This is a genomic window from Roseateles saccharophilus (genome assembly GCF_031458095.1).
Classification (GTDB): Bacteria; Pseudomonadota; Gammaproteobacteria; order Burkholderiales; family Burkholderiaceae_C; genus Pelomonas; species Pelomonas saccharophila_A.
Genome location: NZ_JAVDXU010000001.1, coordinates 2153717 through 2176216 on the forward strand (window position 1 = coordinate 2153717; position 22500 = coordinate 2176216).

The 22500-nt window shown below is 68.5% G+C and carries 17 protein-coding genes and 1 riboswitch; of the genes, 13 read left to right on the plus strand and 4 right to left on the minus strand.

Translation table 11 applies throughout. From position 1 onward, the window contains the following. Positions 1-41 precede the first annotated feature (41 nt). The 10 genes from J2X20_RS09850 (at position 42) to J2X20_RS09895 (ending at position 15811) form a co-directional block, all read left to right on the plus strand. Entirely contained in the window at positions 42-2063 is a 2022-nt protein-coding gene (locus J2X20_RS09850; protein WP_310263879.1) for a GGDEF domain-containing protein, read from the plus strand. A gap of 102 nt (positions 2064-2165) precedes the next feature. Next, on the plus strand, positions 2166-4370 hold the full coding sequence (locus J2X20_RS09855) for a molybdopterin-dependent oxidoreductase (RefSeq protein ID WP_310263881.1): 2205 nt from the start codon (positions 2166-2168) through the stop codon (positions 4368-4370). Between the two features lie 138 nt (positions 4371-4508). Then, a complete protein-coding gene (nosR, locus tag J2X20_RS09860; protein WP_310263883.1) occupies positions 4509-5825 on the plus strand; it encodes a response regulator c-di-GMP phosphodiesterase, NosR family in 1317 nt (438 codons plus the stop codon). Next, positions 5822-6388 carry a response regulator gene (locus J2X20_RS09865; protein ID WP_310263885.1) on the plus strand — a complete coding sequence of 189 codons (567 nt, stop codon included), beginning with the start codon at positions 5822-5824 and terminating at the stop codon, positions 6386-6388. The genes nosR and J2X20_RS09865 overlap by 4 nt, the downstream gene beginning before the upstream one ends. Next, positions 6385-8475, plus strand: coding sequence for an ATP-binding protein (locus J2X20_RS09870; RefSeq protein WP_310263887.1), 2091 nt, complete (start codon positions 6385-6387; stop codon positions 8473-8475). The genes J2X20_RS09865 and J2X20_RS09870 overlap by 4 nt, the downstream gene beginning before the upstream one ends. A gap of 319 nt (positions 8476-8794) precedes the next feature. Beyond that, positions 8795-9394 (plus strand): response regulator, encoded by a 600-nt coding sequence (locus J2X20_RS09875; RefSeq protein WP_310263890.1) that lies wholly within the window; start codon positions 8795-8797, stop codon positions 9392-9394. 95 nt (positions 9395-9489) lie between these two features. Beyond that, entirely contained in the window at positions 9490-9618 is a 129-nt protein-coding gene (locus tag J2X20_RS09880; RefSeq protein ID WP_310263891.1) for a hypothetical protein, read from the plus strand. Then, entirely contained in the window at positions 9615-11705 is a 2091-nt protein-coding gene (locus J2X20_RS09885) for an ATP-binding protein (protein WP_310263892.1), read from the plus strand. The genes J2X20_RS09880 and J2X20_RS09885 overlap by 4 nt, the downstream gene beginning before the upstream one ends. 163 nt (positions 11706-11868) lie before the next feature. Beyond that, a riboswitch (cyclic di-GMP riboswitch) is annotated at positions 11869-11964 on the plus strand. A 48-nt stretch (positions 11965-12012) separates the two neighbouring features. Next, complete coding sequence (locus J2X20_RS09890; RefSeq protein WP_310263893.1) at positions 12013-13830, plus strand: S53 family peptidase; 1818 nt, start codon at positions 12013-12015, stop codon at positions 13828-13830. 40 nt (positions 13831-13870) lie between these two features. Then, positions 13871-15811 (plus strand): serine hydrolase domain-containing protein, encoded by a 1941-nt coding sequence (locus J2X20_RS09895; protein ID WP_310263895.1) that lies wholly within the window; start codon positions 13871-13873, stop codon positions 15809-15811. Between the two features lie 6 nt (positions 15812-15817). Here the strand turns inward: J2X20_RS09895 and J2X20_RS09900 are convergent, their stop codons facing one another. The 3 genes from J2X20_RS09900 to J2X20_RS09910 are packed head-to-tail and all read right to left on the minus strand — an operon-like array spanning position 15818 to position 19631. Further along, a complete protein-coding gene (locus J2X20_RS09900) occupies positions 15818-17584 on the minus strand; it encodes an aspartyl protease family protein (protein WP_310263897.1) in 1767 nt (588 codons plus the stop codon). A gap of 47 nt (positions 17585-17631) precedes the next feature. Continuing rightward, a complete protein-coding gene (locus J2X20_RS09905) occupies positions 17632-18924 on the minus strand; it encodes an ATP-binding protein (protein WP_310263898.1) in 1293 nt (430 codons plus the stop codon). Beyond that, the gene (locus J2X20_RS09910) at positions 18921-19631 is read right to left on the minus strand and encodes a response regulator (protein WP_310263899.1); all 711 of its coding nucleotides are present in this window, start codon (positions 19629-19631) and stop codon (positions 18921-18923) included. Before J2X20_RS09910 ends, J2X20_RS09905 begins: the two co-directional genes overlap by 4 nt. Before the next feature lie 163 nt (positions 19632-19794). On the opposite strand from J2X20_RS09910, the gene J2X20_RS09915 reads away from it, so the two are divergent. Next, positions 19795-20778 (plus strand): serine hydrolase domain-containing protein, encoded by a 984-nt coding sequence (locus J2X20_RS09915; RefSeq protein ID WP_310263902.1) that lies wholly within the window; start codon positions 19795-19797, stop codon positions 20776-20778. 130 nt (positions 20779-20908) lie between these two features. Here J2X20_RS09915 and J2X20_RS09920 read toward each other — a convergent pair whose 3' ends face one another. Further along, positions 20909-21259, minus strand: coding sequence for a hypothetical protein (locus J2X20_RS09920; RefSeq protein ID WP_310263905.1), 351 nt, complete (start codon positions 21257-21259; stop codon positions 20909-20911). Positions 21260-21478: 219 nt separating this feature from the next. Between J2X20_RS09920 and J2X20_RS09925 the strand changes: the two genes are divergently transcribed. After that, positions 21479-22237 (plus strand): MerR family transcriptional regulator, encoded by a 759-nt coding sequence (locus J2X20_RS09925; protein WP_310263907.1) that lies wholly within the window; start codon positions 21479-21481, stop codon positions 22235-22237. Further along, on the plus strand, positions 22234-22491 hold the full coding sequence (locus J2X20_RS09930) for a hypothetical protein (RefSeq protein WP_310263909.1): 258 nt from the start codon (positions 22234-22236) through the stop codon (positions 22489-22491). The genes J2X20_RS09925 and J2X20_RS09930 overlap by 4 nt, the downstream gene beginning before the upstream one ends. Positions 22492-22500: the final 9 nt, after the last annotated feature.

The following is a 22500-nucleotide window of genomic DNA, read 5'->3' on the forward strand; positions in this document are numbered from 1 at the left end:
GCACTGCCGCCGGGACGGCGGCCCTTGCGATGTGCTTTGCCATGGGTTGGCCAGGCCTGGCGCAAGCACAGCCCGTCGCCGCGGCCAGCACGGCCCGGCAGGAAGCGAAGCCGGATCTGGCCAGCGTGAAGCGCAAGATCGAGGCCGACGACCGTCGACGGCCCATGGCCTCCATCGAGCTGGCGCGGCAGGCGCTCGCGGCGGGCGGCTTGAAGCAGCAAGACCGAAACTGGCTGCGCATCCGCCTGGTGAACGACCTGATCCGTCTCGACCGGACCGACGAAGTCCTGGCCGAGACGGCGACGGGTCGGCAGCAGGCGACGGATGCGCGGGAAAGCCTGCACTTCGACCGCCTTGCGATGCGCGCCCTCGTCGAGGCGCGCCGCCATCGCGAGGTCCTCACGCGCTATGAGAACGTCGCGGCCCAGTTGCCGACCCTGGCGGCCGACGGCCCAGACGCCGATGCGCGCCTGCTGGCGGCCGATGTCTGGCGGCTTGCAGGCACGGCCATGATGGGGCTGGGGCGGCTGCCCGAGGCCACGGAGCTGCTGGTCCAGGCCCTGCGCATCCTCGACGAGCGCCCCGACGCTGTGTTCGAGTTCTCGCAGGCCCTGACCGCCATGGCGCTGGTCCATTCGCGCTCCGGCCGCATCGACGAGGCCCTGCGCACGGTGCAGCGCGCCATCGACGCCTCGGAGGCCGCGGCAGACCGCTCGGCCCTGTCCAGCTACTACCTGCGCAAGGCCCATTTCCTGGGCCTGCTGGGCCGGCCCGATGAACAACTGGCGGGCTTGCTGAAGGCCCGGGCCGCCGCCAGGGAGGAACTGCGCCCCGCCAATGCCGCCGTCGCCGCGACCAATCTGGCCGACGTGGCCCTGCAGAAGAAGGACTACCCCGCCGCCCTGGCCTATGCCGAGGAAGCCATTCCCCTGGTGGAGCGCAGCGGCGGCCAGGAGCCGCTGTGGGTCTGCTGGGTCAACAAGGGCATCGCCCTGAACCGACTGGGCCGGCCCGAGGGGCTCGACTGGATGCGCAAGGCCATCGCCGCCTTCGCTTCCACGCCCGGCATGGCCGCCAATGCCGCCGACGTGCAGGGCCTGCTCGCCGAGGAACTGGCCTTTGCCCACGACTACCCGCGGGCCTACGAGGCCGCGGTGCAGTTCAAGCGCATGACCGACGAGGTGCGCAAGGCGGCCGACCAGAAGCGCATCACCGACGCCAATGCGGCCTACGAGGCCGACAAGCGCCGACGCCAGATCGACGCGCTGGAGCAGGAAACAAAGTACCAACGGCGCTTCCGCTGGGTGCTGGCCCTGGCCGCGGCGGCCGGGCTGGCGGCGGCCGTCATCGCGGCCGTCAGCCGGCATCACGTCAAGCGCGCCTACCAGGCGATGCGCGACATGGCCTTCTCCGACCCCCTGACCGGCCTGCGCAATCGCCGCCATCTGGTCGACACCCTGCACGAAGATCTGGCGCAAGCGCGCCGCCTGCGCAGCAATGCCGGCGACGCGGCGACCAATGCCGATGTCGTCTTCATGATGATCGACGTCGACCATTTCAAGGCCGTCAACGACGTGCATGGCCACGCGGCCGGCGATGCCGTACTGAAGCAATGCGCGGCCGTGCTGCACGGGCTGCTGCGTGAATCGGACACGCTGGTGCGTTGGGGTGGCGAGGAATTCCTCGTGCTGGCCCGCCAGACCCATGCGGCTGGCATCCATGTGCTCGCCGAGCGGCTGCGTGCCGGCGTCGCCGGCCACGACTTCCTGCTCGGTGACGGCCAGGTGCTGCGCAAGACCTGCTCCATAGGCTACGCCTGCCATCCCCTGCAACGGCAGGGCGACGGCGAGGCGGCAGTGGACTGGAACGACACTCTGGCCCTGGCCGACCAATGCCTCTATGTCGCCAAGGCCAGCGGCCGCAACCTCTGGGTCGGCATCACACCGGGCGCCCGGCCACCCGGCTCGCATGCGGACATCCGCGAACTGCGGGCGGGAGTCGACGCCGGCCTGTGGACGCTGCATCACGGCGCCGGGCGCGAGATCGTCTGGCCGGCGGCTTGAGGCGGGCGCGGTCAATGACCCGGCACGTCATGTCGCCGGGTTGACGCCAGGGCTAGTCTCCTCCCCTCAGAATCGGTCGAAAGATCGACCAGGAGACTTGCCATGCCCGAAAGCCATTACCGCATCTGCCCCCTGTGCGAGGCCTGCTGCGGCCTGGAGGTGAAGACCGAAGGCGCCAAGGTCATCAGCATCCGCGGCGCCGACCAGGACGTCTTCAGCCACGGCTATCTCTGCCCCAAGGGCGTCAGCCTGAAGGACCTGCATGAGGACCCCGACCGCCTGCGCACGCCGCTGATCAAGCGCGACGGCAAGTTCGTCGAGGCGAGCTGGGACGAAGCCTTTGCCGAGATCGAGAAGCGCCTGCTGCCGATCTGGCGTGAAAAGGGGCCGGACTCGGTGGCCCTGACCATCGGCAACCCGGCCGCCCACAAGGTGAGTCTCTTGGCCTACACGCCGCGCCTGGTGCGGGCCCTGGGCACGCGCAATGCCTACAGCGCCTCGACGCTGGACCAGATGCCCAAGCAGCTCAGTGCCGGCCTGATGTTCGGCCACTGGCTCAGCATTCCCCTGCCCGACATCGAGCGCTGCGACTATCTGCTCATCCTCGGCGGCAACCCGATGATCAGCAACGGCAGCCTGTGGACGGTGCCCGACTACCGCGGCAAGGCCAAGGCCATGCGAGCGCGCGGCGGGCGCATCGTCGTTGTCGACCCGCGCCGCAGCGAGACGGCCGCGGCGGCCGACGAACACCTGGCCATCCGCCCCGGCGGCGACGCGCTGCTGCTGGCCGGCATTGCGCACACGCTGTTCGATGAGAACCTCGTCAAGCTGGGCCGTCTCGAAGGACACGTCAACGGCCTGGAGGAAGCCCGCGCCGCCGTGCTGCCATTTGCGCCCGAAGTCACCGCCGCCGGCTGCGGCATTCCGGCCGTGACGCAGCGCCGCATCGCCCGCGAGATCGCCGCCGCACCGCATGCCGCCGTCTATGGCCGCATCGGCACCTGTACGACGCGCTTCGGCACGGTCAATTCCTGGCTGGTCGATCTCATCAATGCGCTGACCGGCAACCTCGACCGCGAAGGCGGTGCGATGTTCGCCAAGGCCGCCGCCTTTGCGCCCAATACGCAAGGCAAGCCCGGCAGCGGCAAGGGCATCACGACCGGCCGGCGCCGGAGCCGCGTCTCGGGTGCGCCCGAGGTCTTCGGCGAGCTGCCCATCACCGTGATGGCCGAGGAGATGGAGACGCCGGGCGAAGGCCAGATCAAGGCGCTGATCACGATCGCCAGCAACCCCGTGCTGTCGGCCCCCGGCGGCCCGCGCATCGCCAAGGCGCTGGACAGCCTGGACTTCATGCTCAGCATGGACATCTACGTCAACGAGACCAGCCGCCATGCCGACGTCATCCTGCCGGGCCTGTCGCCGCTGGAAGACCTGCACTACGACGTCGCCTTCCCGCAGCTCAGCCACCGCAACCATGCGCGCTTCTCCGGCCCCGTCTTCGACGCCCCGGCCGGCACGCCACAGGAATGGCAGACCATCCTGCGCCTGTGTGCCTTGCTGGAGGGCCGCGGCCTGGATGTCGACGTGGCCCAGCTCGACGACGAGGCCATCGAGTCCGACGTGCGCCGCTTTGCCGGCGACCAGACGCCCGCGGTCCTCGCCGCGCTGAAGCCCTGGCGCGGCCCGGAGCGCCTCATCGACCTGCAGCTGCGCGTCGGGCCCTATGGCGACCAGTTCGGCCGCAAGCCCGAAGGCATCAACCTGGCCAAGGTCAAGGCCGCCAGCACCGTCGAAGGCGGCGGCATCGACCTCGGTGCGCTTACCGCCCGCATCCCCGAGATCCTGCGCACGCCCAGCGGCAAGATCGAACTCGCCCCGCCGTCGGTGCTGGCCGACCTGGCCGAGGTCAAGACCGAGCCGGCGCCCGAGTTCAGCCTCATCGGCCGGCGCGACACACGCTCGGGCAACAGCTGGATGCACAACCTTCCCGTGCTGGCCAAGGGGCCGGACCGCTGCACCCTGCTGGTCAACCCCGGCGATGCGGATCGCCTGGGCCTCTCGGAATTCGCCAAGATCAAGAGCGCCGTGGGCGAACTGATCGCCCGCGTCGAGCGCAGCGCCGACATGAGCCCCGGCGTGGTCAGCCTGCCGCATGGCTGGGGGCATGACCTGGACGGCGTGGTGCTCGGCGTGGCTCGCGAGCGGCCGGGGGTCAACATGAATGAGCTGCTGGACGACACGGCGCGGGACCCGCTGTCGGGCAACGCAGTGCTCTCGGGCGTCGCGGTGGAGATCGCGCCCGTCTGAGTCCGCATCCACCGACCACATCTTTCGAACAAACTCGGCAAGCACAGCCGAGTCGATCTGCCTAAACTCCCAAGTAAGCGGCGGCTAGCCTCGGCTGGTCGCCGCGAACGGCGATGCCGTTCGAATGGGAGCGATGCGATGGATGCAAAAGCCGCCGACCCTCCAGTCGTGCTGTTCGTCGACGACGAGGTATCGATTCTCAGCGCGCTGCGGCGCCTGTTCCGGCCCCAAGGTTACAGGGTGTTGCTGGCCGAAAGCGGCAAGGCCGGGCTGGCCATGCTGGAGACCGAGCCGGTCGATCTCGTCGTTTCCGACATGCGCATGCCGGAGATGGACGGTGCGGCGCTGCTCGAACAGGTGCACCAACGCTGGCCGACGGTCGGGCGCATCCTGTTGACAGGTTATGCCGACATCGGCTCGACCGTTGCGGCCATCAACCGCGGGCAGATCCACCGCTACATCGCCAAGCCCTGGGACGACCGCGAACTGCTGATGTGCGTGCAGGACGGGCTGGAACGCCGCCGGCTGGAAAAGGAGAACCGCGCGCTGCAGCTGCTGACTCAAAGGCAGAACGACGAACTGCAGGCCTTGAACGCCGACCTGGCAGCGCGGGTCAAGGCAAGGACCAGCGAACTGGAGCAGGTCAACGCGATGCTGGAGACCTCGTTCGCGCAACTGCAGGAGAACTTCCTGCTGTCGATCAACGTGTTCTCCGGTCTGATCGAACTGCGCGGTGGCGGCATGGCGGGCTACTCGCGCGAGGTGGCCGACCTGGCTCGCCGCACGGCGCGGCGGCTCAACCTGGGCACGGCGGCGGAGGAAGACATCTACATCGCCGGCCTGCTGCACGAGATCGGCAAGATCGGCTTTCCAGACACGATGCTGCGCAAACCGCTCTCGGCCATGTCCAGTGACGAGCTGGCCTTGTACCGCCGCTACCCGCTCAATGGCGAGGCGGCGCTGCTGCCGCTGGGGCGTCTGCAGCGCGTGGCGCGCCTGGTGCGCTCGCACCACGAACGCATAGACGGCAAGGGCTATCCCGATGCATTGAGCGGCGATGAGGTACCGCTTGGCGCGCAGGTGGTCAGCGTGGCCTGCGACTATTACGCCGCCCAGTCGGGGCGGCTGTCGCTGAAGCGCCATTCGGCGGCCGAAGCGCATTCGCTGATCCTCGGCGGCGCTGGCACGCGCTACGAAAAGGCGGTCGTCGAGGCTTTCGAGCTGGCGCTCAAGGACGAACCCTCCGAGAAGCCCAGCGACCGGGAGCTGCAGGCGCACGAAGTGATGCCCGGCATGGTGCTGTCGCGCGACCTGTTGTCGCCGCAGGGCACGCTGCTGCTGGCGGCAGGCTTCGTATTCGACACGCGGGTCGTCAAACAGCTGCGCGAATTCGCCGGCCGCGAGGGCGCGAAGCTGCATGTCTTCGTGAAGCTGCCCGAAGGAGGTGCAACATGAGCGAGCGCATCCTGCTCGTCGATGACGAGCCTCATATCCTCAGCGCGCTGCAGCGGCTGTTGCGCAATGGATTGAAGGACACCGGCGGCGCGCGCTACGAGGTCGAAAGCTTCACCGACGCAGCAGTGGCACTGGCGCGGGCGCGCGAGTGCGCTTTCGCGCTGGCCATCTCCGACCAGCGCATGCCGGGCATGACCGGTGTGGAATTCCTGAGCCAGTTGCGCCAGGTGCAGCCCGACTGCGGGCGCATCATCCTGTCCGGCTATGCCGACCTGAATGCGCTGGTGGCGGCCATCAACGAGGCCGAGATCGCCCGCTTCATCTCCAAACCCTGGGCCGACTTCGACCTGCTCAGCGCCGTGCGCCAGGTGTTGCGCATCCGCGAGCTGACGCTGGAGAACCAACGCCTGGCCGATCAGGTCCGCCAGCAGATGGGCGTGCTCAGCGCCCAGGAGGCGGAACTGCGCCGCCTGGAGCGGCTTGAGCCCGGCATCACCCATGTGAAATGGGGCAGCGACGGCTCGTTCATCCTGGAGGACCCGGATGAAGAGGTGAAGTGGTGACGGCGCTGACGGCCGATTTCAGCCTCGCCCTGCAGGCCGTCAGTGCGCCAGCCCTTGTGCATGGATCGGATCGCATCCTGTTCGCCAACACGGCAATGGAGCGCCTGCTGGGCTATGGCCTGGAGGCGCTGCAGCAGATGTCGCCGCACGGTTGGGCAGCGCCGGAGTTCGCGGACGAGCTGCAGAGCTATGGCCATCGCTGCCTGGCCGAGGAAGGCGAGCTGCCCGCGATCGAGATCGAGGCGTTGACGGGGAGCGGCTCGCGGCGCGTGCTGGAAGTCAAGGCGCATCGCGTCATGCTCCACAGCCAGCCCTGCGCGGTACTGACCGGGCAGGATCTCAGCGACATCCGCCATGTGCAGACCAGCCTGCTGGACATCGGCCGCGTGCTCTACCAGATCATCGAAAACAACCCGGTGGCGACCTTCGTCATCGACAAGTCGCACCGCATCACACAGTGGAACGCTGCCTGCGCCCAGCTCACCGAGCGCGAGGCCACCGACATGATGGGACGCGACGACGCCTGGCGCGCCTTCTATCCCGAACAGCGGCCGCTGCTGGCCGACCTGATCCTGGACGGCACCGTCGAGCAGGAATGCGAGCGCCTCTATGGCCGCCACTGCAGTCGCTCGCCGCACCTGCCCGACGCCTACGAAGTGGAAGGCTACTTCCCCAACTTCGGCCGCGAAGGCCGCTGGCTGTTCTTCACCGCCGCCCCGCTGTTCGACACGCATGGCCAGGTCGTCGGTGCCATCGAGACGCTGCAGGACGTCACCCGGCGGCGCGAGGCCGAACGCGAACTGCGTCGGCACCGCACCGAGCTGGAAACCATGGTGGCGGACCGGACGGCCCAGCTGCTGAGCACCCATCATGAACTCGAGGCCTTTCTCGAGAATGCATCGGTCGGCATCATCTCGACCGCCAACCAGCAGGTGCAGCGCGGCAATCGGAAGTTCATCGAGATGTTCGAGCTGGGTGACGTGGCGCCACATGGCCTGCCGACGCGCCGGCTGTTCAAGAGCGATGCCGACTACGAAGCCTTGCGCTGGGTGGCCAGGCCGGTGCTGTCCCAGGGCGGTTCGATGCTGCACGAGACCGAGCTGTGCACGCTGGCCGGCAACTCGCTGTGGGTGCAGATCATTGCCTATGCCGCCGACCCCGCGGACCCGGAGGCTGGTACGTGGTGGCTGCTGCAGGATCGCACCGAGGTGCGCCGCGTGCAGCAGGAACTGGAGCTGAACTACGAGCGCATCAAGCAGACCAACTTCCGGCTGGAGGAAGCCCAGAACCAGCTGCTGCAGTCCGAGAAGATGGCCTCCATCGGCCAGCTCGCCGCCGGCGTGGCCCATGAGATCAACAACCCCATCGGCTTCGTCAGCTCCAACCTCGGCTCTTTGCGCGGCTATGTCCAACCCGTCTTCGCGCTGCTCGAGCTGCTGAAGAAGACGCCCGCCGACGAGCTGCCGGGCGATGTGCGCGCTGAACTCGACCGGGTGGACGCCGCCGTCGATCTGAGCTTCGTGCAGGAGGACCTGCCCCAGTTGCTCGACGAGAGCGAGGAGGGGCTGTCGCGGGTCAAGAAGATCGTGCAGGACCTGAAGGACTTCTCCCGCGTCGACCACGCCGACTGGCAGGACGCCGACCTCAACGCCGGGCTGGACTCGACGCTCAACGTCGTCATGAACGAGGTCAAGTACAAGGCCGAGATCCGCAAGGACTACGCCGTGCTGCCCCCGGTGCACTGCATCGCCGCGCAGCTCAACCAGGTCTTCATGAATCTCATCGTCAACGCGGCCCATGCCATCAAGGAAAGGGGCACGATCACGCTGGCCACGCGCGCCGAAGGCGACTGGGTCTGCATCGAAGTCGCGGACACGGGCAGCGGCATGAGCGAGGAGGTCAAGCGGCGCATCTTCGAGCCCTTCTTCACGACCAAGCCCGTCGGCCAGGGGACGGGCCTGGGCCTGTCCCTGTCCTTCTCCATCGTGCAGAAGCACGGCGGCCGCATCGAGGTGGACTCCAAGCCCGGGGTCGGCACGCGCTTCTCGGTCTGGATTCCCGTGCAGCCAGCCTCCACCCAGCCGTGAAGCCTCAACAGGTCCTTGCGTGAATCGCAGGGCCTGGACATAGGAGGCAGACGCCCGATGCCGTGATGGCAGCGGTGCCGGTTGTCATGGGCCCTCAAGAATGCGGTCAGCCCGATTGCGCACGCTCCTGCCGACTGCGTGAAGTAGTTCCTTTGAATTTTGGAAGCGTTGGCGCTCAATTGAATCAACGTGACTCACGTGACAAACGGAACTAACGTGACACCGCAGACAGGCCACTGAACTCAGGCCTTCACGGCGTTGAGCACCAAACCACGCAGCACAGCGGCGGCGAGGCTTCATCCATCAAAGCTTGCATGTCATGCCCTCTGAACCCACTCCCTCGACGGCCCTTGTCCTGACCTCCCGAGAAGCCGGGCAGCGGTGTGGAGTCAGTTTCCGCACTGTGATCCGTTGGATTGAGCGCGGCGACCTGGTGGCCTATCGCCTGCCCGGCCGGGGCGACTACCGGATCGCTCTGGCCGACCTTCAGGAGTTCACGCGCCGTCATGGCTTGCCCGAGCCCGTGGCCGCAGCTGAGGCGTCCGCTCCGTCCAATCGTGTCCTCATCGTTGACGACGACGCCCCGATGGCTCGAGCGATCCAGCGCGTGCTGCGCCCCGCGGGCTATGACACGCTGATCGCCACCGACGGCTTCCAGGCTGGTTCGCTGCTGCACAGCTTCGCCCCCTCCCTCATGACGCTCGACCTGCATATGCCGGGTATGGATGGCTTCGGCGTGCTGCGCTTCCTTCGGGACAGCATGCCACGGCCCGATCTGCGCGTGCTGGTGGTTTCGGGTGAGTCGCAGCAGCGGCTGCGCGAAGCCCGTGATCTGGGGGCCCACGAAACACTCGCCAAGCCGTTCGTCAACGAGCAATTGCTGGCAGCGGTGCGCGGGCTGCTGACGAGCTCGCGCTAAGGAGGCACTGGCATGACGACCTCGGCCTCGACACGACCTGGCTGGTCGGACCTGGGCTGCGAAGACTGCTGAGCCACTAACCAAACAGCGCCGACGTGCCTACATTGTTTCTCAACGGAAAGCCGGGCTCAGGAATAGACCGCATCATGCTGGGTATCACCAATGTCAAGTGGGGCAGCGATGCTTCCTTCGCCCTCGAGGATCTGGGCGAGGTGGAGCTGTGAGCCAAGGGCCGCTACACGACGGTTTCCGGCTTGCGCTGCAGGCGGTCACCACGCCGACCTTGGTGCATGGCGCCGACAAGATCCTGCTCGCGAACGCTGCGATGCAGCGCCTGCTGGGCTATGGCGAGGACGAGTTGCAACGGATGCCACCGCACGGATGGGCCACAGCGGAACATGCCTCGGAGCTGCAGCGCTACGGCGAGCGCTGCTTGAGTGAAGAAGGCGAGCTCCCGGCCATCGAAATCGAGGCTTGCACGGGCAGTGGTGCGCGCCGGGTGCTGGAGATCAAAGGCCAGCGCGTCGTGCTGCCCGACCAGATCTGCGTCGTGCTGACGGGGCAGGACCTCAGCGACATCCGTCATGTGCAGAACAGCCTGCTGGACATGGGCCGTGTGCTCACCCAGATTCTCGAGAACAGCCCGGTCGCCACGTTCGTCATCGACAGGGAGCACCGGGTCACGCACTGGAATTCCGCCTGCGCCCAGACGACGGGCCGAGAAGCCGCCTTCATGCTGGGCCGCGACGACACCTGGCGAGCCTTCTATCCCAGGGCCAGACCGCTGCTGGCGGAACTGATCGTCGATGGGCGAGTTGCGGAGGAGCATGCACGCCTGTACGGCGGCCTATGTCGCCCATCGCCTCACATCGCCAACGCCTACGAAGTCGAGAGCTTCTTTCCCGATTTCGGTCAAGGGGGGAGTTGGCTCTTCTTCACCGCCGCGCCCATCATTGACATGAACGGAGATGTCGTCGGCGCCATCGAAACGCTTCAGGATGTCACGCGGCGACGCCAGGCTGAGGACGAGTTGCGCCGCCACCGCGCCGAGCTCGAAAACATGATCGCCGACCGTACGGCCCAGTTGCTCAGCACCCATCACGAGCTGGAGGCCTTCCTCGAGAACGCGTCGGTGGGCATCGTCGCTACCGCTCACCAGCGGGTGCAGCGCGGCAACAAGAAGTTCATCGAGATGTTCGAGCTCGGTGACGTCTCGCCCCATGGGCTGCCGACGCGCCGCCTGTTCAAGAGTGACGAAGACTTCGAAGCCCTGAGCCAGATCGCCTATCCCGTGCTGTCGCAGGGCGGCTCGCTGCTGCACGAGATGGAGGTCTGCACGCTGGCCGGCAACACGCTGTGGGTGCAGATCATTGCCTACGTGTCCAACCCGCAGGAGCCGACGGCGGGCACCTGGTGGCTGCTGCAGGATCGCACCGAGGTGCGCCGCGTGCAGCGTGAACTGGAGCTGAACTACGAGCGCATCAAGCAGACCAACAACCGGCTCGAGGAGGCGCAGAACCAGCTGCTGCAAGCCGAGAAGATGGCTTCCATCGGCCAGCTCGCCGCCGGCGTGGCCCATGAGATCAACAACCCCATCGGCTTCGTCAGCTCCAACCTCGGCTCTTTGCGCGGCTATGTCCAACCCGTCTTCGCGCTGCTCGAGCTGCTGAAGAAGACGCCCGCCGACGAGCTGCCGGGCGATGTGCGCGCTGAACTCGACCGGGTGGACGCCGCCGTCGATCTGAGCTTCGTGCAGGAGGACCTGCCCCAGTTGCTCGACGAGAGCGAGGAGGGGCTGTCGCGGGTCAAGAAGATCGTGCAGGACCTGAAGGACTTCTCCCGCGTCGACCACGCCGACTGGCAGGACGCCGACCTCAACGCCGGGCTGGACTCGACGCTCAACGTCGTCATGAACGAGGTCAAGTACAAGGCCGAGATCCGCAAGGACTACGCCGTGCTGCCCCCGGTGCACTGCATCGCCGCGCAGCTCAACCAGGTCTTCATGAATCTCATCGTCAACGCGGCCCATGCCATCAAGGAAAGGGGCACGATCACGCTGGCCACGCGCGCCGAAGGCGACTGGGTCTGCATCGAGGTCGCGGACACGGGCAGCGGCATGAGCGAGGAGGTCAAGCGGCGCATCTTCGAGCCCTTCTTCACGACCAAGCCTGTCGGCCAGGGGACGGGCCTGGGCCTGTCCCTGTCCTTCTCCATCGTGCAGAAGCACGGCGGCCGCATCGAGGTGGACTCTGAACCCGGGGTCGGCACGCGCTTTGCGGTCTGGATCCCGCTGCAGCCGCCGTCGGCTTGAGTCTGTGTGTCCTTCGTGACACAAAGCAACGACACGGCAGTAACTCACGAAATCCAGGCTGGCGGCATCGCAAGCTCACGCCGCCCGCCGAGGCAGAAGTCACGCACCGCTCCCACCGGGCGGTGCTTGCCGCCAACCCGGCACCTAGACTGACCCTGTTTCACAACCCTGAGGGCAAACCCGTCGAAAGGCGGGGACGCAAAGCCACCGGCCTACCGCACTTGCATCGCGCAAGTGCCACGGCAGCGGGGCCGCCAAGACCGGCAGGTCTTGATCGGCGTGGCCCTCTTTCGCACGAGAACCGGCCATGCGCAGTACCCGCCACCTCTCCTGGACTTCCTGGACCCTCAGCCTGCTGACCGCCGCGGCCCTGACCGCCTGCGGTGGCGGCAGCGGTGACAGCCCGACCGTCCAGGTCAGCGAGGCCGCTTCGGTCATCAATCTCAGCGTGGACCTCGACGAAGGTGCCACCGCTTCCGGCGTCGTCGCCCAGCCCAGCTTCCACACCGCCGCGGTCGATCTCGAAGAGCCCGACAACGGCGCCGCACCGCATCGCGCCCTGGCCCTGTCCGGCATCACCACCAAGGGCCTGACGCGCGAACGCCTGGACGACGCCATGCGCCCGCGTGCCTTCGCCGCGGGCAACGGCGAAGCCGCCCCCATGGCCTCGTCGACCGCCATGACGGTCTACACGCCGGCCCAGATCCGCGCCGCCTATGGTCAGCCGGCCCTGCCTGCCAGCACCGCCGGCCTGACGGCAGCCCAGGCCGCCCAGCTCGGCGCCGGCCAGACGATCTACATCGTCAACGCCAAGCACGACCCCAATATCGCCGCCGAACTGGCCGCCTTCAACGCCAAGTTCGGCCTGCCAACCTGCAGCAACCGCACGCTGGCCGCCAATGCCAGCCTGCCGCTGGCTGCCGCCTCGAGCTCGAGCTGCGAGCTGGTCATCGCCTACAGCACGAGCGCAGGCGCCCTGACCGCCACCGCGCCCGCCTACGACAGCGGCTGGGCCACCGAGATCGCCCTGGACGTGCAATGGGCCCATGCCACCGCGCCGCTGGCCCGCCTCGTCCTCATCGAGGCGCCGGATGCCGGCGTCAGCAGCCTGTCCAAGGCCGTGGCCCTGGCCAACCGGATGGGCGCCGGCGTCGTGTCCATGAGCTTCGGCGCTTCGGAAGGCAGCTGGACGTCCAGCTATGACAGCGCCTTCTCCACCGCCGGCATGAGCTATCTGGCCGCCACCGGCGACAACGGCGCGGCCGTGTCCTGGCCTTCGGTGTCGACCCGCGTCGTCGCCGTCGGCGGCACCACCCTCAGCTACAACGGCAGCGGCGCCCGCAGCGAAACGACCTGGACCGGCACCGGCGGCGGCACCAGCGCCTATGTCGCCCTGCCCAGCTATCAGAGCGGCACCATCGGCGGCTATGCCAAGCGCGCAGTCGCCGACGTGGCCTTCAACGCCGACCCCAATTCCGGCCAGTACGTGGCGCTGATCAGCCCGGGCACGACGACGACGCGCTGGGTCAGCGCCGGCGGCACCAGCCTGGCCACGCCGCAATGGGCCGGCCTGCTGGCCGTCGCCAACGCCATGCGCACCGCCTCCGCCAAGTCCCTGCTCGGCCAACCGCATGCGGCGCTGTACCAGCAGATCGGCGCCGTGCCGACGAGCTACGCCGCCGCCTTCAAGGACGTGGCCAGCGGCAGCAACGGCACGTGCACCGGCTGCACGGCCAAGACCGGCTACGACACGCCCACCGGCTGGGGCACGCCCAATGTCAGCGCCCTGCTGACCAGCCTGAGCGGCGCCAGCGCGACGACAACCAGCGGCGGCTCGACGACGACGCCCAACACGACCGGCCCCCAGCTGACCACCACCAGCCTGAGCGGCACCGCCGGCCGGGCCTTCAGCGGCACCATCGGCTATTCGGCACCTGGCGCCACTTCGCTGAACATCAGCATCACCGGTGCCGCCAGCGGCATGGTCTTCTCCGGCAGCAGCACGGGCCTGACGGTGGCCTGGGCCAACCCGGTGGCCGGCCGCACCCATCTCGTCATCACGCTGAAGGACAACCTCGGCCGGACGACGACGGGCACGGTGGTCGTGACGATCAACACCCCATAAGACTCGGCCTAGCATGCGGGCTCCTCATCCAGGAGCCCCCATGCGCCGTTTGCTGATCGCATCCCTGCTCGCCGCCGCCTTTGCCGCGGCGAATGCCGACACCACCTCCGCCGGCCACAGCTACTCCCCGCCCGAAGCCTTTGCCGCCAGTGGCCAGGGCGCGGTGCTGAAATTCACCGCCCCCGAGGGCGACGCCAGCGTCACCGTCGTCGACCTCGCCTCGGCCAAGGACGCCGCCGACGCCATCGCCCAGGCCTGGGCCCTGGTCGACCCGGGCTTCAAGCGCACGCTGCGCCTGGCCACGCCGCGCCCGGCGCGCAACGGCTGGGTCGACCAACAGGTCTTCGAGTACGAGACATCTCCCAACGAAAAGCTGGTGCTGCAGGCCATCGCCCGCCACGCCAGCACCGGCGACAAGGGCTGGGTCGTGCTGCTGCTGCAGGCCTCGGAGGCGACGCTGGAAAAGCGCGGCGCTCCGGTCGGCAAGTTCTTCGCCAGCCTGCGCCCCAAGGGCTATGAGCGCGAGAGCTTTGCCGGCAGGACGGCCAAGCCGCTGACGCCCGAACGCGTAGAGCAGCTCAAGGCCTTCGTTGCGGACGGCATGAAGCAGCTCGACGTGCCCGGCGTGGGCCTGAGCTTCATCAACGACCGCCAGGTGGTCTGGGCCGGTGGCCTGGGCGTGCGCGAGCAGGGCAAGCCCGCGCCGGTGGACGGCGACACCCTCTTCATGGCCGCCAGCAACACCAAGGCCATGACGACGGCCCTGCTGGCCCGCGCCGTGGACGCCGGCAAGCTGCGCTGGGACCAGCCCGCCGCCGAGGCCTACCCGGGCTTCAGGCTGGCCGACCCCGAAGTCACCAAGAGCGTGCAGATCAAGCATCTGGTGTGCGCCTGCACCGGCATGCCGCGCCAGGACCTGGAGTGGCTGTTCGCCAGTGGCAAGGCGCCGGCGAAGTCCACCTTCGACCAGCTCGGCGCCATGAAGCCGACCAGCAAGTTCGGCGAGGTGTTCCAGTACAGCAATCTGATGGTGGGCGCCGGCGGCTATGTGGCGGCCAGCGCCCTCAAGCCTGGCAAGGAGATCGGCGCGGCCTATGACGAGGCGATGCAGGAATTGCTGTTCGGGCCGCTGGGCATGAAAAGCACCACCTTCGACTACGCCAAGGTGCTGCGCGGCAACCACGCCATGCCGCATGGCGACGCGCTGGACGGCAGCACCCGACGCGCCAGCATGGACCTGAACTACACCATCATCCCGGCCCGCCCCGCCGGCGCCGTATGGACGACGCCACGTGACTTCAGCCGCTGGGTGCTGATGGAGCTCAACAAGGGCAGGACGCCCGAGGGCCAGCCGCTGATCGGCGAGGCCAACTGGGCCGAGCGCTACAAGCCGCAGGTCATGGTCGGCGAGGACGTCAGCTACGGCATGGGCCTGTTCGTCGACAAGCAATACGGCATCACCGTCGCCTCGCACGGCGGCGACATGCTGGGCTTTCACTCCAACATGATCTGGCTGCCCGAGTACGGCGTGGGCGTGACCATCCTGACCAACTCCGACGCCGGCGTGCTGCTGCGCGGTCCGCTGCAGAGGAAGCTGCTGGAGGTGCTGTTCGACGGCCGCCCCGAGGCCGACGAGCGCCTCAAGGTGGCGATCGCCAACCGCAAGGCCGAGGCCGCCAAGCAGCGCGAGCTGCTGACTCTGCCGGTGCCCGCCGACGCCATCAAGCCGCTGGCCGCCAGCTATGCGTCACCCGACCTGGGCCACATCAAGGTCAGCAAGAAGGGCGGCCAGGTCCGCTTCCAGTTCGACCACTGGAACAGCGAGGTCGCGCTGCGCAAGAACGAGGACGGTACCCAGAGCTACATGACCATCGACCCCGGCATCGGCGGCATCGAATTCGTGCGCGACGACAAGGCCGCGAAGCCGACGCTGATCCTGCGCGACGCGCAGCACGAGTACCGTTTCGTGGCGACGCGCTGATCCGGCTCAGCCGGCGGCGCCGGCTGCCGGCTCCGGGGCGGCCGACTCGACCGTCGGCAGCCCGAACTTGCGCACCAGCGCATCGACGGCAGGTTGGAGACGGCGCGCCTCGCCGAGGTCGCGCTTGGCGGCTTCGGCACGGCCCAGGCGCAACTGCGCCAGCGCCCGCCCGTAGAGCGCCCCGGGCAGCCTGGCGTTGAGGGCCAGCGCCGCGTCGAAAGCCTTCACAGCGTCCGCCGGTTGGCCCAATCGCAGATAGGTCCAACCCAGGCTGTCCAGATAGGCCGTGTTCTTGCGATCCGTCGCGACCGCCTTCCTGCAATCGTCCAGGGCCAGTGCCAGCTCGAAGTTGCGGGTGGTGCGCATCCAGCAACGCGAGTTCAGCACGTCGTCGACCCCTACGTCGTTGGGATGGCTGTCCAGCCAGAGCTGCCACTGCCGCAAGGCTTCAGTCGCCGACCCGTGGCGGCCGTAAAGCTCAGCCATGCGCTGGCGCAGATGGGCCGACGGTGGCAGCGCGGCATCCAGGGCCTGCAGATCGACGAGGGCCTGGGGCACATCGCCACGCTGGGCGTAGAGCGTGGCGCGCTCGATGCGCGCCTCATGCAGGGCGGGGTCGAGCTTCAGCACCTCGTCGAGGTCGGCGGCAGCAGCGTCCCGGCGCTTCATCTCCAGGTAGACCCGCGCACGAGCCAACCGGTACAGCGCCACATGGGGTGCCAGGGCGCAGGCTCTATCCAGGTCCGTCAGCGCGCCTTGGAGATCGTTGCGCGCCGCGGCGGCCGCACCCCTGCGCATCAGCACGTCCGCATCCTGCGGCACTTCGGAGCCGGCCTTGTCGCTGGCATCCGCCGCGGCATGCCCTTCCGACGAGAACACCGGACCGCCGTTATAGGTGGCGTAGACCTTGCGCTGCAGCCGTGACACATACACCCGGTGCGACAGCAGGTAGTCCAGGCCGAGTATGAAATCCTCGGTCTCCGCGTCGGTCACCGCCATGCGGTTGTTGCTGAGCTTCTGCTCGCCGAATTCGAAGGCATCGACGGGAACCATCCAGACCTGGGCCCGCCCTGCGCCGGCGCCCCCGACCCGGCCCATGCTGGCCATGTCCGCCTCCTTCACGCCCGCACGCCTGGCGGCGCGCAACTGCAGGATGCTGTGGGTGGCCCCGGTGTCCATCATCGCGGTCACCTCCTTGCCGTTGATGCGCACGGCCACCCGCGGCGCGCGCGGGTCATCGCCGATCAATGGCGTCGTGAAGACCTTGTCCTTGCCGGCCCAGTAGGCCAGGTTGGCATTGCGGCAGTCACTCTGCGGAAACACCAGCTTCACCATGCCGCGGGCGAGGTCGTACTCGGTGTCACCCATGGCCAGGATGCTGCGGCCCAGCATGCCTTGGTAGTGCTCGCTCTCGTTGCCGCCCACCATGAACTCGACATCGGTCCAGTCCTTGCCGCCAAACCCCGCCTTCTCGATGCGCGTGCGCTGAAGGCCCTCGATCTCGCCGGCAAACCCTCGGACGCGATAGCTGGACGGCAGATCGAAGGTCTGCAGCTTGAGCTGGCGCGCCGTCGTCGCCGACAGCATGCTGAAGAAAGCCCCGCTGTCGACCAGCATCGGGACGTCGGTGCCGTTCAGCTTCAAAGTGGTGACCGGCCGCCCGCCCACCAGCCTGACCGGCAGCTCCAGGATCTGGGGCTGGCAGTCGGCAAAGGCTGGCGATCCCAGGGTCATGGCCAACGCGCTCAAGGCCAGCAGCAGTCGTCTTCTCACGCAGGGCTCCGCAGTGTCATGGCCCAGTCTATGGGCGGCGCTGACGCCTAAATCCAGCTGACACGCGCAACCAACCCCCTAGCTTCGCGCGGCAGCAGCGTGAGCCGGGCGCCCTCGGCGCGGGCAATGCGCTCGACGATGGCCAGACCCAGGCCCGAACCGGCCTTGCCGCCGCGCGCTGCGTCGCCACGCTGGAAGGGGCGCTTGAGTTCATCGACACGGCCCGGCGCAATGCCGGGGCCGCGGTCGCGCACCTCGATCCAGGCGGCACCAGCCTCTTCGCCACAGGCCAGCTCAATGGGCGGTGCGCCGTGGTTTTGCGCATTGACGATGAGATTGAGCACGAGGCGGCGCAGGGCCTGAGGCCTGGCGCGGCGGCGCACCGGCGGTCCGTCGGCCAGCACGGGCTGCGGCAGACCGGGCGCCATCGCCAGCGTTTCGGCGAGGAACTCGCGCAGCTCGATGTCCACCGCCGGCAGCTCCTGCTCGGCAGGGTGGGCAGCGCGGGCGTAGTCGAGGAACTGGGTCAGCAGGCCGTCCAGGCCGTGCAGGCTGCGGTCCAGGGTGTCGAGCAGCTCCGGGTCGCCCTGGCCCGCATCGCGCAGCAGCTCGCTGGCGAGGCGGATCTTGGCCAGCGGCGTGCGCAGATCGTGCGACAGGCCGGCCAGCATCAAGAGGCGCTCTTCTTCGTCGCGCGCCAGGGCTTCGGCCATGTCGTTGAAGCCGCGCGCCAGGGCCGCCGTCTCGGCCGGGCCGTCGGTGGGCAGCAGCAGGCGGCGCTGGCCGGCGCCGACCGCCTTGGCTGCATCGACCAAACGTTGCAGGGGCCGGTTGATGCGGCGCTGGATCAGCCAGGCACCGAGCAGGGCCAGCACGCCGCTGACGCCACTGGCGATCAGCCAGGTGCGCGCGAAGCGGTGGGCCGGCTGCACCGCGGGCACGGCCAGCCAGAAAGGCACGTCGGGCAGGCGCACGGCAATCAGGCCATTGGCCTCGCGCCGCCAGTCCAGGCCGCCGGGCAGCATGCCGAGTTGCTCGTTCAACTCGGCGAGATAGGCGCGCTCCATCAGCGACACCCGCTCGGACGGCCCTTCCATCAGGCCCGAGCCGGCGCGGGCGTTGAAGCGGGCCACGAAGCCGGCGCGTTGATCCTGCGGCAGCAGGCGCAGCCCTTCCACCACGGCCTGCAGGCTGCGCGCCGTGGCTTCGGCAGACTGGTGCAGGCGGGGCTTGGCAACCAGTTCGCGATAGACCAGGGCATTGACCAGCTGGCCGACGACGATGAGCAGGACGATGAGCCACAGATTGCGGCCGAACAGCGTGGACAGGCCGAACTTCATCGCGCGTCCGGCTCCAGGATGAACACATAGCCGAGGCCCCACACGGTCTGGATGTGGCGCGGCGCGCCCGGGTCGGCCTCGATGAGGCGGCGCAGCCGCATGATCTGCACATCCAGGCTGCGGTCGCTGACGCCATGCTCTTCCCCATGGGCCAGCACCAGCAGCTTCTCGCGGCCCAGCGGCCGGTTGGGCTGGCTGGCCAGGGCCCGCAGCAGATTCAGCTCGACGGTGCTGATGTCCACCACCGCACCATCGCGCTCCAGCCGACGCTGCGTCGGATAGAGGGTGAAGGCGCCAAAACGCAGCGGCTCTTCGCCGGCCGGCCCCAGATGGGCACCGAGCTGCTGCTGGCGTCGCACCATGGCCTGGATGCGCGCCAGCAGCTCGCGCGGCGCAAAGGGCTTGGCGAGATAGTCGTCGGCGCCCATCTCCAGGCCCAGCACGCGGTCGACGAGTTCGCCGCGCGCCGTCAGCATCAGGATGGGAATGGTCTCGCCCTGGCCGCGCAGGCGCCGGCACAGCGACAGGCCGTCCTCGCCAGGCATCATCAGGTCCAGCACCAGCACGTCGAAGCGCTCGCGCGCCAGCAGCTGGACGGCCGCGGCCGCGTCGGGTACTGCGCGCACGCTGTGGCCCTGCTCGGTCAGATAGCGCTGCAACAGGCCGCGCAGCTCGGCCTCGTCGTCGGCGATCAGGATGCGACTCATGGCCGGATGTTAGGGAAGGCCGGCCCTCGCACGCTGACGGAAAACAATGACAAATCCTTGCAAGCCCTCGCCCGCCGTCAGACTCCGCAAGCACTGCAACCCGCGCGGCAACCTTTGCGCGATCGCCGCCGGGCAGCATGGGCCCACCTCAACGGAGCACACCATGCGCCACACCTCTCTTGCCCTGCTGATCGCCGCGCCCCTCATCGCCTATGCCGACCCCACGCCCGTGCAGCGCGCCGCCGCGGCGCGGCTGACGGCCGAGAAGTCCGCCGCCTGCGTGGCCGCCCAGCCCTTCTATTGGGAGATCGGCAATGCCACCCAGCCGCTGGCCGGCGGCAAGGCCGGCGACCAGGCGCCGGAGCGCAGCACCGAGATGGCCATCGCCTCCGCATCGAAGTGGATCTACGGCGCCTTCGTCGCCGAGCGCCGCCAGGGCCAGCTGAGCGCCGACGACGTCAAGTTCCTGCACTTCCAGTCGGGCTACACCTATTTCCATGTCTGCCGGCCCAACCAGAGCGTGGCGGCCTGCCAGGAGGCCCTGCTCAACGGCCGCGGCCGCCAGAACCCGGCGACCGAGAACCGCTTCGACTACAACGGCGGCCATATGCAGAAGCACGCCGTGCTGATGGGCCTGGGCTCTCTCGGCCCCGACGGTCTGGCCCTGGCGGTGCGCCAGACGCTTTCGCCCGCATTGGGTGCCGATTGGCATTTTGACTACATCCAGTCCCAGCCCGCCGGCGGCGGCAAGGCCTCGGCGGCCGACTACAGCCGCTTCCTGCGCGCCCTGCTCGACGACAGGCTGCAGCTCGGCCGTCTGCTCGGCAAGGAGGCCGTCTGCACCAACCCGCAGACCTGCCCGCGCGAAGCCGTGAAGACACCCATCCCCCCGACCGAGAGCTGGCACTACAGCCTCGGCCATTGGGTGGAGGACGACCCGCAGGTCGGCGACGGCACGTTTTCCAGCCCCGGCGCTTTCGGCTTCTATCCTTGGATCAGCGCCGACAAGCGTTTCTACGGCATGGTCGCGCGCGAACAGCGCCGCGGCATCATGAGCGGCGACCCGAGCGACAAGCCGGCGGTGGCTTCGGTGGATTGCGGGCGCGAGATCCGCGCCGCGTGGATGGATGGCCGGGCGCGCCCGTGAATTGGAGCCCCTCGTCCAAGGGGAACCTTGGCCGGTCCCCCTGGGGGACGGCGATGCTTGCCGGCTCGACCGGCAAGCACATCGCCAAGGCGGGCCGGCTCGGGAGCGGCCCAGCGCCCGGCCCGCAGGTTCACTTGACGCGGTCGGTCTCCAGCGCGATGCGGTCGACGCTGCCGTCGACATTGCGGTACAGGCGCAGGCGGCGCATGCCGTCGGCACTGACCAGCAGCTCGGCGCTGCGGGCCTGCCAGCTCTCCAGCGGCGCCTCGTCGAGGGCCACGCCGAGCTGGCGCACGCCGATGACGACACGCAGGGTGCGGCCGTCTTCCAGCAGGTATTCGCCCTGGGCATCGCGCAAAACGGCGCGGCCGACGGCGGCGGGCACGGTGGGTTCCTGGGCACTCGCGGGCGCGGTCAGCGTCAGGGTTGCGAGCACAGCGGCCGTCAGGGTGATGGGTCGCAGATTCGTCCAGGTCTTCATGGTGAGGTACTCCTTAGGTTCCCCGAAGCCAGTCGCTTCGGCAATCTCTCTTTCGCAAACGCCGTGCCAGGTTGGGAGCGCAAACAACATCACGATCTGACGGGGTTTCAATCAGGGTTCGCCCCAGGGTTGGGCTCGCGTGCCCCGCGTCGCGACACCATGCCTCGCGATGGCGCTTGACCCTCACGTCACGTGAGACTCCAACACCCGGCCCGTTTCATGCACGAGCCGGATATGGACTACACGGTGGGTGAGCTGGCCAAACGGGCCGGCCTGACGGTGCGCACCCTGCACCACTACGAAGAACTCGGCCTGCTGCGCCCCTCGGGCCGCAGCGAGGCCGGCTATCGCCGCTATGGCGAGGCCGATGTGCTGCGCCTGCACCGCGTGCTGGCCCTGCGCGATGCCGGCCTGTCGCTGAAGGAGATCGCGTCGCTGCTGGACGGCGAAGCGCCCCAGCCCCTGGCCACCGTGCTGCAGGCCCAGATCGAACAGGTCCAGGCCCAGCTGCAGGCCCAGGAGAGCCTGCTGCTGACGCTGCGCAATGCGGCCAAGCGCCTGGAGCTGCACGGCGACGGCGGCGATGCGGTGCAGGTGCTGCTGGACGCCATGGCCATCCGCCGCGTGCACGAGCGCCGGTTCAGCCCCGAACAGCTGCGCGCCATGCGCCAGCAATGGGAAGCCATCCCCGAGACCGGGCGCGACGCGGTTGAACTGGGATGGCCGCGGTTGATCGCCGAAGCCCGCGCGGCCATGGCGGCCGGTCGCGAACCCGGCTCCCCCGAGGTGCAGGCCCTCGTCAGACGCTGGCTGCTGCTGCAGAAGCAGTTCCTGGAGGTCGCCCCGGGCATGAAGGACACCATGCAGCGCATGTATGCCGCCGAGCCCGAGCTGGCCCGCCAGTCCGGCGTGACCCTGGAGCTGATCGCCTATCTGCGCCGCGCCAAAGAGACCCTGCCTGCCGAGGAACAGTCATGAACAACGATCCGCGCCGCGAGCTGTTTCGCAACGCCAACTTCCGCTGGCTCATCGGCGGCGGTCTGCTGTCCATGCTGGGCGACCAGTTCACGCTGCCGGCCCTGCCCTGGCTGGTCATGAGCCTGAGCCGCGACCCACTGGTGCTGGGCACCGTGCCGGCCCTGGGCCGGCCTGCCACGCGCCCTCTTCATTCTGGTGGGTGGCGCCCTGGTGGACCGCCACTCACCCAAGGCCGTGCTGCTGCTGACCGCTGAACGCATCGC

Bases quoted from the DNA above. Each gene is read 5' to 3' on its own strand.
- J2X20_RS09865 (WP_310263885.1), top strand. From the start codon at position 5,822: ATGAGCGAGCGCATCCTGCTCGTCGATGACGAGCCTCATATCCTCAGC.
- J2X20_RS09930 (WP_310263909.1), top strand. From the start codon at position 22,234: ATGAACAACGATCCGCGCCGCGAGCTGTTTCGCAACGCCAACTTCCGC.
- J2X20_RS09890 (WP_310263893.1), top strand. From the start codon at position 12,013: ATGCGCAGTACCCGCCACCTCTCCTGGACTTCCTGGACCCTCAGCCTG.
- J2X20_RS09875 (WP_310263890.1), top strand. From the start codon at position 8,795: ATGCCCTCTGAACCCACTCCCTCGACGGCCCTTGTCCTGACCTCCCGA.
- J2X20_RS09925 (WP_310263907.1), top strand. From the start codon at position 21,479: ATGCACGAGCCGGATATGGACTACACGGTGGGTGAGCTGGCCAAACGG.
- J2X20_RS09850 (WP_310263879.1), top strand. From the start codon at position 42: ATGGGTTGGCCAGGCCTGGCGCAAGCACAGCCCGTCGCCGCGGCCAGC.
- J2X20_RS09910 (WP_310263899.1), bottom strand. From the start codon at position 19,631: ATGAGTCGCATCCTGATCGCCGACGACGAGGCCGAGCTGCGCGGCCTG.
- J2X20_RS09915 (WP_310263902.1), top strand. From the start codon at position 19,795: ATGCGCCACACCTCTCTTGCCCTGCTGATCGCCGCGCCCCTCATCGCC.
- J2X20_RS09855 (WP_310263881.1), top strand. From the start codon at position 2,166: ATGCCCGAAAGCCATTACCGCATCTGCCCCCTGTGCGAGGCCTGCTGC.
- J2X20_RS09905 (WP_310263898.1), bottom strand. From the start codon at position 18,924: ATGAAGTTCGGCCTGTCCACGCTGTTCGGCCGCAATCTGTGGCTCATC.
- J2X20_RS09895 (WP_310263895.1), top strand. From the start codon at position 13,871: ATGCGCCGTTTGCTGATCGCATCCCTGCTCGCCGCCGCCTTTGCCGCG.
- nosR (WP_310263883.1), top strand. From the start codon at position 4,509: ATGGATGCAAAAGCCGCCGACCCTCCAGTCGTGCTGTTCGTCGACGAC.
- J2X20_RS09920 (WP_310263905.1), bottom strand. From the start codon at position 21,259: ATGAAGACCTGGACGAATCTGCGACCCATCACCCTGACGGCCGCTGTG.